The following is a 13,483-nucleotide window of genomic DNA, read 5'->3' as shown; positions in this document are numbered from 1 at the left end:
GCAGCCATTTCCGCTACCATGGCGACACCCGCGGGTATCGCCATTCTTGCCTCTTCAGGAAAGCAAAACATGTTTGAAAAGCGCCACCGGGTCACGCTGTTATTCAACGCCAACAAAGCCTACGACCGCCAGGTTGTGGAGGGCGTGGGGGAATATTTACAGGCGTCGCAGTCGGAATGGGACATTTTTATTGAAGAGGATTTTCGCGCCCGTACTGAAAACATCAAAGAGTGGCTCGGCGATGGCGTGATTGCTGATTTTGACGACCCAATCATTGAGGCCATGCTCGCCGATGTGGACGTCCCTATCGTCGGCGTTGGCGGCTCTTATCACCATCCGGACAGCTACCCGGCGGTGCATTATATCGCCACGGACAATCATGCCCTGGTGGAGAGCGCCTTTTTGCACCTGAAAGAAAAAGGCGTGCATCGCTTTGCGTTTTACGGCCTGCCTGCCTCCAGCGGCAAGCGCTGGGCCGTGGAGCGAGAGCACGCGTTCTGCCAGATAGTGGCGAAGGAAAAATACCGCGGCGTGGTGTATCAGGGCCAGGAAACGGCCCCGGAAAACTGGCAGCATGCTCAGAACCGTCTGGCAGACTGGCTGCAAACGCTGCCGCCGCAAACAGGGATAATCGCCGTCACCGACGCCCGTGCGCGCCATATTTTGCAGGCCTGCGAGCATCTGCACATTCCGGTGCCGGAGAAGCTCTGCGTCATTGGTATCGATAACGAAGAGCTGACCCGCTATCTGTCACGCGTGGCGCTCTCCTCCGTGGCGCAGGGCACCCGCCAGATGGGCTATCAGGCGGCAAAACTGCTGCATCGCCTGCTGGATAATGAACGCCTGCCGCTCCAGCGGCTGCTGGTGCCGCCAGTGCGCGTCATCGAACGCCGCTCTACGGACTACCGTTCCCTTGACGACCCGGCGGTGATTCAGGCCATGCACTACATCCGCAACAACGCCTGCAAGGGTATTAAGGTGGAGCAGGTGCTGGATGCGGTCGGGATTTCGCGCTCAAATCTGGAAAAACGATTTAAGGAAGAGGTGGGGGAAACCATTCACGCGGTGATCCACAGTGAGAAACTGGAAAAAGCACGCAGTCTGCTGGTATCCACTTCGTTGTCTATTAACGAAATTTCGCAGATGTGCGGCTATCCGTCGCTACAGTATTTCTATTCGGTATTTAAAAAAGAGTACGACACCACGCCGAAGGAATACCGGGAACGTTTTGGGGAAACCCTTATTTAAAAAACAAAAAGTCAGAAAACAAAAACGCCTTCCGATGGAAGGCGTTTCAGGATACTGAGCGGTGATTGATGCCGGGTGGCGCTTCGCTGACCCGGCCTACAAGACTTCTCACAGGCCCGTGCTAACGGAGTGCTGCCGGGCAATCTTTCCGCCTTACATATGCGCGGCAATCAGACGCTGGTTATCCTGGTACATACTGAACAGGTAGTTGTTGTAGCTTGAACCGCGCGTTGAATAGCCTTTCAGCTTGTGGATCATGGCGCTGGCGGTCACTTCCTGGTCCGTTTTGCGCAGCTGCGCACGGGACTTACGGAAAGAGTTGTAGGCCGGATGGGTGTTGAGATTCACCGCGTAAGCTTCAACCGACTCTTTCACCGATTCAAACTGCGAGTACCCTTTCACTTTCCCGTTACCCGCCTGGCACTTGCCTTTGACACACTTCATGCCGAACAGATTATTGTTGGCACGGGCAAGTTTCGACGTACCCCAGCCGCTTTCGGCTGCGGCCATGGTCGCAACCATGCTGCCAGGGATAATATCCACACGCTCAAGCAGCGAGTTCCACGGCACTTTACGCGTATTCCCGGACCAGCTGATTTTATAGCGCTTAGTAATATCCTTCAGGCGCGCACGCTCAGAAGGCGACCAGCGAGCGTCATACTGCTTGGAAACAAGCCAGTTACGATCGGCGGTGATAGCCGCATTTTGGCTGGTGATATAAGGCATTACGGTCCGGAGAAACGCTTTTTTACGAGGTGTTCCGGAAGGGTATTTTCGCAAATCAGGAAGTGAACTACTCTTTGCACTATTGCGAGAATACTCTTGTTTACTGCTAACCTTACTACTACTGCTTGCCTTTATTACCGGGGCTTTGTGACTCGTTGTTGCTGTGTGCGTCTTTGCCAGCACGCCACCTGAAAATATACAGGTGAGTAACATGAGTATCGTGGCCCCATATCGTCGAATGGGAGTCGATATCATCAGGTCTCCTGGTCGGATTAAATCAGTCCAACGTCTTGAATTATTCACATAACTGCGAAATGAATCGCGAATTGTACCAAAAATACCCTGCGAGCGCACCCCAAGAAATAGTCTAATTCCGAAACAATGTCACGCATAAAAGACTCTCATTCGGCTCACGGCGCTGAAATTGCAGGCTTTATCGCAGAAATTTTTGCGCTGATTAGAGCCCGATCGCTCACCCTGCGTCGTCATCCCCCTAAATGCAGCCAAAGGAGGAGTGATGGCATCGTACCGGCTGGCAAAATGCCCAAAAACTGACACAGGTGAACGGAATGAAACTTGCTGCTCTGACCCTGCTGCTTCTGCCCGGCATAGCCGCTGCCGCCTGGAGCACGCCGGACTTTCCCGCTTTCACGCCTGAAGGCAGCGGAACATTCATCAGTCAAAAATCGCTGGCGAAGGGTACGCGCCCTCTGACATTAAATTTTGACCAACAGTGCTGGCAGCCCGCTTCCGCGATAAAACTCAATGAAATGCTCTCGCTTAAGCCTTGTCAGGGTGGCGCTCCACAGTGGCGACTGTTTCGCGATGGGGTTTACACCCTGACGATCGACACCCGTTCCGGCACGCCTACGCTGATGTTGAGCGTCGAAAGTGAGGCCAGCGACAGTGCAAAAGTAGAGGTTCGCCAGTGCCCACGCAGGAATGGCAAACCGCTAACGCTTGATGTAGCCAAAACCTTTGCAGAAGGCAGCAAAGTCCGCGATTTTTACAGCGGGCAGACGGCCACCGTCAGCGGCGGCAAAATAACGCTCCAGCCTGCGGAGAGCAGCAACGGGCTTCTGCTGCTGGAAAATGCACAAACCAGCCAGCCTGCCCCTTTCAGCTGGCACAACGCCACCGTCTATTTTGTGCTCACCGACCGCTACGTGAACGGCAACCCACAGAACGACAGCAGCTATGGCCGCCACAAGGATGGTTTGCAGGAGATCGGCACCTTCCACGGTGGCGACTTGCCGGGCCTCACCAGCAAGCTTGATTATCTCCAGCGGCTTGGGGTGAACGCGCTGTGGATAAGCTCCCCGCTGGAGCAAATTCACGGCTGGGTGGGCGGCGGTACCAAGGGTGATTTCCCGCATTATGCCTATCACGGCTATTATCCGATGGACTGGACAAAGCTCGACGCCAATATGGGTACGGAGGATGACCTGCATCGCCTTGTCGATGAGGCCCACAAGCGCGGCATCCGCATTCTGTTCGACGTCGTGATGAACCACACCGGCTACGCCACGCTCGCGGATATGCAGCAATACCAGTTTGGCGCGCTCTACCTTAAGGGTGACGAGCTGAATAAGACGCTCGGAAAGCGCTGGACTGACTGGAAGCCCGGACCGGGCCAGAGCTGGCACAGCTTCAACGACTACATCAACTTCAGCGACAAAACCGCGTGGGCCAACTGGTGGGGGAAAAAGTGGATCCGTACCGATATCGGCGATTACGACAATCCCGGCTTTGACGATCTGACCATGTCGCTGGCCTTCCTTCCCGATCTCAAAACCGAATCTACCGTGGCATCCGGCCTGCCCATTTTTTATCAGCACAAACCCGATACCGCCGCCAGAGTCATTGCAGGCTTCACACCCCGGGATTACCTGACCCACTGGCTGAGCCAGTGGGTACGCGATTACGGCATTGATGGCTTCCGGGTGGATACCGCCAAACACGTTGAGCTTCCGGCGTGGGATCAGTTGAAAACCCAGGCCGCGACGGCGCTGACAGAGTGGAAAAAAACCAATCCCGACAAAGTTCTGGACGCAGCCCCGTTCTGGATGACCGGCGAAGCGTGGGGGCACGGCGTGATGCAGAGCGAGTATTACCGCCACGGTTTTGACGCGATGATCAACTTCGATTATCAGGATCAGGCCGCCAAAGCCGTGGACTGCCTGGCGAATATCGACCTGACCTGGCAGCAGATGGCCGACAAGCTGCAACAGTTCAACGTCCTGAGCTATCTTTCCTCGCACGATACGCGCCTGTTCCGCGAAGGTGGCAGCAAAGCCGCCGAACTGCTGTTGCTGGCGCCAGGCGCCGTGCAGATTTTTTACGGTGATGAATCCGCCCGTCCGTTTGGCCCGACCGGTTCCGACCCGCTTCAGGGCACGCGTTCGGATATGAACTGGCAGGACGTCAGCGGAAAAGAAGCCGCCACGGTGACGCACTGGCAGAAACTTGGCCAGTTCCGCGCCCGCCATCCCGCCGTTGGGGCAGGCAGCCAGACCACACTCTCCTTACCGCAAGGTTATGGTTTCGTTCGCCAACACGGCGACGACAAAATAATGGTGGTATGGGCGGGAAAAGCAGACTGAATTTACCCTCTGCGTTAAAACAGAGGGTTATTCCACCCTGACATATGTATGCAGGATAAATAACCGGCACTGAATCCATTCACCCGTTTGCACCTCACAGTCGCAGGGGTTATGGTTAGCCCCTACCCAGAAGATCGACAGAACACCTGCATATGACTTTTTCACTTTTCGGCGACAAATTCACCCGTCATTCCGGTATCACCCGCCTGATGGAAGATCTTAACGATGGTCTGCGCACGCCAGGCGCCATCATGCTCGGCGGCGGTAACCCGGCGCAAATTCCGCAGATGAATGACTACTTCCACAATCTGCTGGCAGAGATGCTGGAAAGCGGCAAAGCCACCGAGGCGCTGTGCAACTACGACGGCCCGCAGGGGAAATCCGAACTGTTGTCCGCGCTGGCACAGATGCTGCGCGAAGAGCTCGGCTGGGATATCGGACCACAGAATATTGCACTGACTAACGGCAGTCAGAGCGCGTTTTTCTACTTGTTTAACCTCTTCGCAGGTCGCCGCGCCGACGGCAGCGTGCGCAAAGTGCTGTTCCCGCTGACGCCGGAGTATATCGGCTATGCCGATTCCGGTCTGGAAGACGATCTGTTTGTCTCAGCGCGTCCGAATATCGAGCTGCTGCCGGAGGGCCAGTTTAAATACCACGTTGATTTTGAGCACCTGCACGTCACCGAAGAAACCGGGATGATCTGCGTTTCCCGTCCAACTAACCCGACGGGCAACGTCATCACCGACGAAGAGTTAATGAAGCTCGACGTGCTGGCCAATCAGCACGGTATTCCGCTGGTCATTGATAATGCCTACGGCGTGCCGTTCCCGGGCATCATCTTCAGCGAAGCACGACCGCTGTGGAACCCGAACATCGTGCTGTGCATGAGCCTTTCCAAGCTTGGCCTGCCGGGCAGCCGCTGCGGCATCATCATTGCTAACGAGAAAATCATCAGCGCCATCAGCAACATGAACGGCATTATCAGCCTTGCGCCAGGCGGCATCGGCCCGGCGATGATGTGCGAGATGATCAAGCGTAAAGACCTGCTGCGCCTGTCCGAGACGGTCATCAAGCCGTTCTATTATCAGCGCGTACAGGAAACCATTGCGATTATTCGTCGCTACCTTCCGGAAGAGCGCTGCCTGATCCACAAACCGGAAGGTGCGATTTTCCTTTGGCTGTGGTTTAAGGACCTGCCGATCACCACCGAAATTCTTTATCAGCGCCTGAAGAAACGCGGCGTGCTGATGGTGCCGGGTGATTTCTTCTTCCCGGGTCTCGACAAACCCTGGCCACATACGCATCAGTGCATGCGTATGAATTACGTTCCGGAAACGGAAAAAATCGAAGCCGGGGTGAAAATTCTCGCCGAAGAAATAGAAAAAGCCTGGGCCGAAAGCGGATGTTAAATAATAGTGGGCTCCGAATTTCAGGAGCCCATTTTTTCCGTGATCGATATCGTTAATTAAGGATATATCCTGATAACAATATTCCCTTCACGCCATTAAGAATTATCTCAAATTATTCGATGAATTAATGAGCGCTTTATTTCCGACACATGAATTTAGCAGCACTTAAATGAACGCAATGATTTAAACAGCTGATTTTCAACCACTATAAAAAGCATTCATTTTATTCTCCCGGTTTATAAAAAAACGTCATTGCTATTATCCGTGTCTTCACCCTCCTCACAGGCACAACCCATTAATTTCCTCTTACACTGATCTATACGCCGCCCGGCGTTTTAATCAATGGAGTATTGTTATGGCCTCGAATAACGTTAGCCACTTAAGCGTTATCGCAGTGGCGGTACTGCTCGCATTTTCTCTTTCTGCCTGCAGCGGCAGCGGCGGAGGTTCACACTCCACCGCGAAAAATAATCCCACCACCGGCAGCAGCGGCTCGGGTTCTGACGACGGCAGCGGTGGTGGCACAACCGCCAACAACGGCGGCGGAGGCTCCGGAGGCGGAGGAACAGGCACTGGTGGTGGTGGCACAGGAACCGGAGGCGGAGGAACCGGCACTGGCGGAGACGGAACAGGCGCAGGAGGTGGTAATGGAACCGGCAACGGCTCCGGCGGCACCTCTACAGCTGCGCTGAATAACGTGCTCAGCGATACCGGCAAAACCGTCACCTCGGTCGGCAACACCGTCGATAGCCTGGGCAGCCAGTTGCCGACGGATAACCCGGTCACCTCAACCGTTTCCACCACGGTTAGCGGCGTAGGCAATGCGGTCTCTACCGTCGGAACGGGCGTCACGACAGGCATTGGCAACCCCGCCAATGCTAACGGCCTGGGCACCACGACCAAAGGCGTCACCACAACCGTGACCTCGCTGGGTAACACCGTCTCGACCGTCGGCACGGATCTGGCAAGCTCAACCTCCGGCACACCGCTTGGCGGCGTAACCGGCGTGGCTGGCAACGTCGTGAACAGCACGGGCAGCTGGTGAGCAACACCGGCACCGGCCTGACCAACGTTGTGGATAGTCAGGGCGTGACCAAAGTGACCACCGATGCAACCAGCGCCGTGAATAAAACACTCGGCGGCGTGCAGGGCGTGACGCAACAGGTCGGCACCACGACCGGACTTGGCGCACCGGTGAACGGTTTGCTGACTCAGGTAGGTACGAGCGTGGGTCAGATCGGCACCAACGTCAGCGCCAGCAATTCCGGGCTGAACGGCGTGGGTCAGGTCGTCACTAACGTCGGTCAGACGGTAACGGATACCGGCGGCCTGGTGAAACCAACCACCCCGGCCGGCAGCGGCAACGTCTCAGCTAACGCCTCGGTTAATACCAATAACAACGGTCTGGTTGCCACCGTCGACACCACGGTTAATAACCTGACCGCAGGCGTGACCGCTAACGCAGGCACAACGACCACAACCAGCCAGAGCAGTACCAACAACAACCCGCTCGGTGGCCTGAACTCGCTTGTCGGCGGGATCCTGAAACCGAAACAAAACTAAGACAGATGTTCTGTGCCCCCGCAAAGGGGGCACATTTCACAGCAGTGACGACCCGCGCAGACGGGGCTCAGAACAGGGATTGCACACATGAAACAGCAACTTTATTACGCGCTGCCCGGGCTGCTTCTGCTAAGCCTTGCCCGCGCCGATACCTTGCCCGCACTGATCGATCCCACTAACCCGGCGAAAGCCTCACGCGACGTTGCGCCCCCCGCAGCACCGCGCCCTGAACCCAAAGTCACGATACAAAAACCAGAATCAAAGCTGACGCCGGATACACCAATTCAGGTCGGGCATATCCAGTTTATCGGCGGTACCGTTTATCCGTTGAAATCACTGCTGGATCCCTTCCGTCCCTACGCGCAAAAAACCGTACCGCTGAAAACCATCATTGGGCTGGTGAATGACATTACCGCTCGCTATAAAGCCGACGGCTACCCGATTTCGTATGCGTTTTTGCCCGATAACAACTTTCAGAACGGCAATATCAAAATTGTGCTGGTCGAAGGTTACGTGGCCCACAGTGATATCAACACCAACAACCCGAATATCGCCGCACGGCTGAAACGGCTGGCGGAGAAGCCGCTGACCCAGGACACCTTCGATCGCTACAGCCAGCTGATGACCCGCACGCCCGGCGTGCCCGTCGATACCAGCGCACAGCTGCCGAAGAATATCTACGGGGCCGCCGCCATGCAGGTCACCGGGCTACAGCCGCATATCTGGGATATCTCCTCGACGCTGGATACGCGCAAAGGGCAGAACCTGGCGCTGGTTAACGGCACGCTGAGTAATTTGACGAGCTACGGCGATCAGCTTGGTGTTGCCACGCTGATCCCGCTCGACAAGGACACCCGCAAAACCTATCTCGGCCTGAACTGGCAGCAGTTTCTCAATGACGAAGGGCTGACCATGCAGCTGAAGGGCAGCTACTACCATGAGAACCCGCGGGATTTCACGCCGCTGCTCTATTTGCCCAACGACATCGCCATTAACGCGCGGCAAAAAACGACGCAGTACAACGGCGGCGTGAGCTTTGGCTACCCGCTGATCCTTACCGGTAAAGAGCAGCTCAACCTGACCGGAGGCATGGATTACACCGACAAACGCAACGATTACGATCTCCAGGCGAATATTGCCGGGCAGAAGTATGGCCTCGACGCGCAGCATCAGCACGTGCGCTACCCGGCGCTGGAGTTTGGCGTCAACGGCGTGAAGGCGTTCGCCACCACCAGCCTCAGCGGCCGCTTTGCGGTACGCCAGGGTATTAACGATCTCGGTGCAGACGCCGCCCCGGCGCAAAATACTGACCTGAACTTCACGCTATGGAAAGGGAACGTGGATACGGCCTGGATGATAAGCGAAAAATGGAAACTCTCCACCTCATGGGAAGGTGACTGGTCGGACAATGACCTGCCGGAACCCGAGCGCGTCAGTTTTGGCGCGCAGCGCTTCGGGCGCGGCTATCAGGACAGCGAAGCCAGCGGCGATTATGGCTACGGCGGGCAGGTGGAGCTGCGCTATCTGCACATGCGTAAAGAGAGCACGTGGCTCGCCACGGTGCAGCCCTATGTGCTGGCGGACACGGCGCAAACCTGGTTTAACCAACCGGGTTTGCCGCACCAGCGCCTCGGCTCAATTGCCACCGGGATCATGGTTGGCGATAACCGACACTACAGCGTGACCGTTGAAGCGGCAAAGCCGGTCGGCGATGTGCCGACCGACAACCACAGCCGCGACTGGCGCTACAGCCTGACGGTCACCTGGAACTTTAACAATCTGCGCTGATTCGCCCGACAGTCAGCAGTACGGGCGCCGTTGAACAGGGGTAAGTTACCCCAGCAACACCCGACGTGCGGCTTCGGCAAGAAACGCGCTTCGGTTGCTGAAATTTGGGTGCTCGCCCACGAAGCTGTCAATTTTCACCAACAGTCGGCGCGGCAGGGTGATATTAATTCGCTCGCTGCGCCCGTCGAACTGGTTCATGTTGATGTCCACCAGCAGCCATTGCCCGCCCTGAAACTCTTCTGGCCGCGTGGTCAGATGTACCTCCATCACGCCGGGTACGGGGATATCTTGCTGCATCTCACACAGCGTTTCGAAATGGGCGGTCAGCGCGCTTCTTGCATCCTGAAAGGCTTCATCGAGCGAATCACCCGCGAAATAGCACCCCGGCACATCGGGAAAGAATCCGCTGGCGCTACCGTCAGCATCAGAATGGATATAAGCCGGATAGAACATGCTTTGCTCCTGAACGTTAGTGTTTAAGCCCGGCCTGACGCCATATTTGCGCCAGCGTACCCGGTTTGATGTCTTTCCTCGGATGTGGAACCGTGACCAGACCCGGCCGTTCAGGATGCTGGAATTGATGATGGCTTCCTTTCGTCCTGCACGCTATCCAGCCGTTCTTTTTCAGGATCCTGATGACTTCTGCACTGGTCACGTTACCTGCCTCAGATGATTATACACACCATACACAACATCAGTTAAGGGCATCACAATAACGCATTTTGGCAGGCACCTTATCCCTTCAAATTTTCATTCCTGAAAGCATCACGCAAACAACCTGTGCAGCAATGCAACCCGCTCGCTATTTTCCGACACTCACCGCAATTCCGCTTCCAGCGGCCGTTTGTCAATCTGTGTGCTTTACGCTGACGCTGTTTGACAATTCATGACCAGGCAGTAATCATTATTTTAATTACTGACCAGGCAGCTATCATGACTTCTTCCACCGCTTCTTCTGACAAAAACCTGCACCTTGGCCTGTTGTTCCATTTGGCAAACCAGTTTAAAGACCAGCTTATCGGCCACTATTTTTCCGGCAGCGGCATTACCGCTCCGCAATTTAAGGTGTTGATTAATATATTTAAAGGTAATACCAGCCCGGCAGAAATCTGCAAAAGCCTGCAAATGGATACCGGTGCCATGAGCCGGATGGTAGAGCGGATGGTGAAGAGCGATCTGATTGAGCGCCACCCCAACCCGCAGGACAAACGTCAGGTGATCCTGGCGCTGACCGCCAAAGGCCAGGCGCTGTGCGAAACCTTTCAAAATGAGGCGTTGAAAACCATTCTGGGCGAGTTAACCGCTCGCCTGACCACGGAAGAATCGCACCAGCTGACTCACCTGCTGATAAAAATGCTGCCGGATGAATTTACGGCCCCCCATCGCTAATAAAGGCCACACGCTATGTCTATGGAAAATACCGCTCCGGCACCTGAAAAACGCCCGAGTAAACGCAAACGCAACTTTGCGATCCTGTTCCTCGTGCTGATGCTGGCGGCGGCAGGTTGCCTCGCCTGGTATCTGCTTTATGCCCGCTATTACGAGTCTACTGACGATGCCTACGTCAACGGCAACCAGGTCACGCTGACGCCGCAGATTGCGGGCACCGTCACCCAGGTCAGCGTCGATGAAGGGGATTTTGTGCAGAAGGGCCAGCCGCTGGTGCTGCTCGATCCGAGCGACACCGAAATTGCGTTGCAGCAGGCCGAAGCCGATCTCGCCAGCACCGTGCGCCAGGTTCGCGGCCTGTACAGCACCGCGGATAACTACCGCGCGCAGGTGGCCGCGAAAAAAGTTGCCCTGCAAACCGCGCAGAGTGACTACGCCCGCCGGTTGAAAATCGCCGCTTCCGGGGCAATTGCCAGGGAAGATCTGGCCCACTACCGCGATGCCGTAACCAGCGCGCAGAGCGATTTACTGGCCACCGAACAGGCACTGAAAACGAACCAGGCGATGATTGATAACACCGTTATCGACCAGCATCCGGAAATCAAAACCGCCGTTGCCACGCTTCGTCAGCGCTATCTCGATAACTCCCGCGCCACCATCGTTGCGCCGGTAAGCGGCTACGTCGCCAAACGCGCGGTACAGCTCGGCATGCGGGTCACTTCAGGCACCACGCTGCTCGCCATCGTGCCGCTGAAGGAAGTGTGGGTGGACGCGAACTTCAAAGAGAGCCAGATGCAGGACATGCGCCTTGGCCAGAAAGTGACGCTGAATGCCGACCTGTACGGCGATGACGTGCAGTACCACGGCGTGATTGAGAGCCTGGGGATCGGCACCGGCAGCGCCTTCTCGCTGCTGCCAGCCCAGAACGCCAGCGGTAACTGGATCAAGATTGTGCAGCGTCTGCCGGTACGTATTGCCCTTGATGAACACGACATGCAGAAGCACCCGCTGCGTATCGGCCTGTCGATGAACGTGAAGGTGGATATCCGCGACGCCGACGGTCATCTGCTGCCGCAGAAAACGGTGGAGAAACCGCGCTTTACCACTGACGTATACGACACGCCGATGACCGCTGCCGACAAGCTGGTCGCCAAAATTTTGCATGACAACAGCAGTGCTGTAGCCCAGCGCTAAGAGAGACGCTATGTCAGAGCCTAAGGCGGCCTTTACGCCGCCCAGCCTGTTTCTGGCGACGCTCGCGCTGTCGCTGGCCACCTTCATGCAGGTGCTGGACTCCACCATCGCCAACGTGGCGCTGCCGACCATTTCCGGCAACCTCGGGGTAAGCGCCGATCAGGGCACGTGGGTTATTACCTCCTTTGCGGTGTGTAACGCTATCGCCCTGCCGCTTACCGGCTGGTTTACCCGTCGCTTCGGCCAGCTGCGGCTGTTTATCGCCTCGGTGATGTTTTTCACGCTGACCTCATTCCTGTGCGGTTTCGCCCACAGTATGACGGAGCTGATTATCTTCCGCGCGCTGCAGGGCTTTTTCGCCGGGCCGATGTTCCCGATGTGTCAGACGCTGCTACTGGTGATTTTCCCGCCGATGAAGCGCAGCATGGCGCTGGCGCTGCTGTCGATGGTGACGGTCGTCGCGCCGATTGTCGGGCCGATTACCGGCGGCTGGATCACCGACAACTACTCCTGGCCGTGGATCTTCTACATCAACGTGCCGATCGGGATTTTCGCCTCCATCGTGGTGTGGACGCAGCTGCGCGGGCGTGAAGAAACCACCCAGTCGTCGCCCATCGACTACATCGGCATTATGCTGCTAGTGCTCGGCATCGGGCTGCTGCAGGTGGTGCTGGATAAGGGCAACGACGAAGACTGGTTCTCTTCAACGCCGATTATCGTGATGTCGATTGTGTCTGCCATCAGCCTGGTCAGCTTCGTGATGTGGGAGCTGGGCGAACGCCATCCAATCGTCAACCTGCGCCTGTTTAAGGACCGCAACTTCGCCATCGGCACGCTGGCGCTGATGCTCGGTTACGCGGCGTTCTTCGCCATCAACATTATTCTGCCGCAGTGGCTGCAAACGCAGATGGGCTATACCGCCATCTGGGCCGGGCTTGCCGCCGCACCGATGGGCTTCTTGCCGCTGCTGCTGACGCCGATTGTGGGCCGCTACGCCACGCGCGTGGACCTGCGCCTGCTCTGTTCAATTTCATTCCTGACGATGGGCGTTTCGTGCCTGATGCGTGCGCAGTTCAACACCGACGTAGACTTCCGCACCATCGCGGGCGTGCAGATGTTCATGGGGATTGGCGTGGCGTTCTTCTTTATGCCGCTGACCACGATCGTATTGTCGAACCTGCACGGTAACGAAGTGGCGGAAGGCTCGGGGCTCGCAACGTTCTTCCGCGTATTGGGCGGTTCGTTCGCTTCATCGCTCACTACGTGGATCTGGCAGCGCCGGGAGATTTTCCACCACGCGAACCTGACGGAGAGCGTATCGCAGTACAACCCGGCAGCGGTGGATTACGTGCAGAAGATGGGTGGCCCCACGCAGCAGCATTTTGCGATTATCGACCAGACCCTCACCCAGCAGGCCTACATGATGTCGACCATCGATTACTTCTGGATCCTTGGCTGGGGCTTTATGGGGCTGATCGTGATTATCTGGTTTACGCGCCCGCCGTTTGTGAGAGCGGGTGCGCCGGGGGCTTCTACGGCTGCGCATTAACTGAGATTGCCCGG

The 13,483-nt window shown here is 56.5% G+C and carries 12 protein-coding genes; 9 read left to right on the top strand and 3 right to left on the bottom strand.

What is annotated here, in order from left to right; translation table 11 throughout:
* The first annotated feature begins 69 nt into the window (after positions 1–69).
* On the top strand, positions 70–1,248 hold the full coding sequence (gene xylR, locus AB1287_RS15540) for a D-xylose utilization transcriptional activator XylR (protein WP_312626813.1): 1,179 nt from the start codon (positions 70–72) through the stop codon (positions 1,246–1,248).
* 153 nt (positions 1,249–1,401) lie between these two features.
* Here xylR and AB1287_RS15535 read toward each other — a convergent pair whose 3' ends face one another.
* The gene (locus AB1287_RS15535; protein WP_312626811.1) at positions 1,402–2,229 is read right to left on the bottom strand and encodes a protein bax; all 828 of its coding nucleotides are present in this window, start codon (positions 2,227–2,229) and stop codon (positions 1,402–1,404) included.
* 314 nt (positions 2,230–2,543) lie between these two features.
* Here AB1287_RS15535 and AB1287_RS15530 point away from each other — a divergent pair, with 314 nt between their 5' ends.
* From AB1287_RS15530 to AB1287_RS15510, 5 genes are all read left to right on the top strand, one after another.
* The gene (locus tag AB1287_RS15530) at positions 2,544–4,577 is read left to right on the top strand and encodes an alpha-amylase (RefSeq protein ID WP_435618353.1); all 2,034 of its coding nucleotides are present in this window, start codon (positions 2,544–2,546) and stop codon (positions 4,575–4,577) included.
* A gap of 152 nt (positions 4,578–4,729) precedes the next feature.
* Positions 4,730–5,986, top strand: a complete 1,257-nt coding sequence (gene avtA, locus AB1287_RS15525; RefSeq protein WP_435618352.1) for a valine--pyruvate transaminase — start codon at positions 4,730–4,732, stop codon at positions 5,984–5,986.
* A gap of 355 nt (positions 5,987–6,341) precedes the next feature.
* The gene (locus AB1287_RS15520) at positions 6,342–7,031 is read left to right on the top strand and encodes a hypothetical protein (RefSeq protein ID WP_435618351.1); all 690 of its coding nucleotides are present in this window, start codon (positions 6,342–6,344) and stop codon (positions 7,029–7,031) included.
* Positions 7,028–7,549 carry a collagen-like triple helix repeat-containing protein gene (locus tag AB1287_RS15515; RefSeq protein WP_435618350.1) on the top strand — a complete coding sequence of 174 codons (522 nt, stop codon included), beginning with the start codon at positions 7,028–7,030 and terminating at the stop codon, positions 7,547–7,549. Before AB1287_RS15520 ends, AB1287_RS15515 begins: the two co-directional genes overlap by 4 nt.
* An 87-nt stretch (positions 7,550–7,636) precedes the next feature.
* On the top strand, positions 7,637–9,337 hold the full coding sequence (locus AB1287_RS15510) for a ShlB/FhaC/HecB family hemolysin secretion/activation protein (RefSeq protein ID WP_435618349.1): 1,701 nt from the start codon (positions 7,637–7,639) through the stop codon (positions 9,335–9,337).
* A 45-nt stretch (positions 9,338–9,382) separates the two neighbouring features.
* Here the strand turns inward: AB1287_RS15510 and AB1287_RS15505 are convergent, their stop codons facing one another.
* On the bottom strand, positions 9,383–9,790 hold the full coding sequence (locus tag AB1287_RS15505; protein WP_435618348.1) for a type II toxin-antitoxin system HicB family antitoxin: 408 nt from the start codon (positions 9,788–9,790) through the stop codon (positions 9,383–9,385).
* Positions 9,791–9,806: 16 nt separating this feature from the next.
* On the bottom strand, positions 9,807–9,992 hold the full coding sequence (locus AB1287_RS15500) for a type II toxin-antitoxin system HicA family toxin (RefSeq protein WP_435618347.1): 186 nt from the start codon (positions 9,990–9,992) through the stop codon (positions 9,807–9,809).
* Positions 9,993–10,270: 278 nt separating this feature from the next.
* On the opposite strand from AB1287_RS15500, the gene AB1287_RS15495 reads away from it, so the two are divergent.
* From AB1287_RS15495 to AB1287_RS15485, 3 genes are read left to right on the top strand one after another with little or no spacing between them, the layout of a single operon-like run.
* Entirely contained in the window at positions 10,271–10,726 is a 456-nt protein-coding gene (locus AB1287_RS15495) for a MarR family transcriptional regulator (protein WP_312626804.1), read from the top strand.
* A gap of 15 nt (positions 10,727–10,741) precedes the next feature.
* On the top strand, positions 10,742–11,920 hold the full coding sequence (locus AB1287_RS15490) for an efflux RND transporter periplasmic adaptor subunit (protein WP_435618346.1): 1,179 nt from the start codon (positions 10,742–10,744) through the stop codon (positions 11,918–11,920).
* A gap of 10 nt (positions 11,921–11,930) precedes the next feature.
* Positions 11,931–13,469: a DHA2 family efflux MFS transporter permease subunit gene (locus tag AB1287_RS15485; protein WP_435618345.1), complete on the top strand. Its 1,539-nt coding sequence runs from the start codon at positions 11,931–11,933 to the stop codon at positions 13,467–13,469.
* Positions 13,470–13,483: the final 14 nt, after the last annotated feature.

The sequence above is a fragment of the Scandinavium sp. UTDF21-P1B genome, assembly GCF_040750395.1.
Lineage (GTDB): Bacteria > Pseudomonadota > Gammaproteobacteria > Enterobacterales > Enterobacteriaceae > Scandinavium.
Note: the sequence above shows the minus strand (reverse complement) of the source record. Positions and strands in the feature narration are given on the sequence as shown.

What these genes read in the sequence shown, in the direction of transcription:
- xylR (WP_312626813.1), top strand. Translation starts at nt 70, where the DNA reads ATGTTTGAAAAGCGCCACCGGGTCACGCTGTTATTCAACGCCAACAAA.
- AB1287_RS15495 (WP_312626804.1), top strand. Translation starts at nt 10,271, where the DNA reads ATGACTTCTTCCACCGCTTCTTCTGACAAAAACCTGCACCTTGGCCTG.
- AB1287_RS15520 (WP_435618351.1), top strand. Translation starts at nt 6,342, where the DNA reads ATGGCCTCGAATAACGTTAGCCACTTAAGCGTTATCGCAGTGGCGGTA.
- AB1287_RS15510 (WP_435618349.1), top strand. Translation starts at nt 7,637, where the DNA reads ATGAAACAGCAACTTTATTACGCGCTGCCCGGGCTGCTTCTGCTAAGC.
- AB1287_RS15505 (WP_435618348.1), bottom strand. Translation starts at nt 9,790, where the DNA reads ATGTTCTATCCGGCTTATATCCATTCTGATGCTGACGGTAGCGCCAGC.
- AB1287_RS15485 (WP_435618345.1), top strand. Translation starts at nt 11,931, where the DNA reads ATGTCAGAGCCTAAGGCGGCCTTTACGCCGCCCAGCCTGTTTCTGGCG.
- AB1287_RS15535 (WP_312626811.1), bottom strand. Translation starts at nt 2,229, where the DNA reads ATGATATCGACTCCCATTCGACGATATGGGGCCACGATACTCATGTTA.
- avtA (WP_435618352.1), top strand. Translation starts at nt 4,730, where the DNA reads ATGACTTTTTCACTTTTCGGCGACAAATTCACCCGTCATTCCGGTATC.
- AB1287_RS15530 (WP_435618353.1), top strand. Translation starts at nt 2,544, where the DNA reads ATGAAACTTGCTGCTCTGACCCTGCTGCTTCTGCCCGGCATAGCCGCT.
- AB1287_RS15490 (WP_435618346.1), top strand. Translation starts at nt 10,742, where the DNA reads ATGTCTATGGAAAATACCGCTCCGGCACCTGAAAAACGCCCGAGTAAA.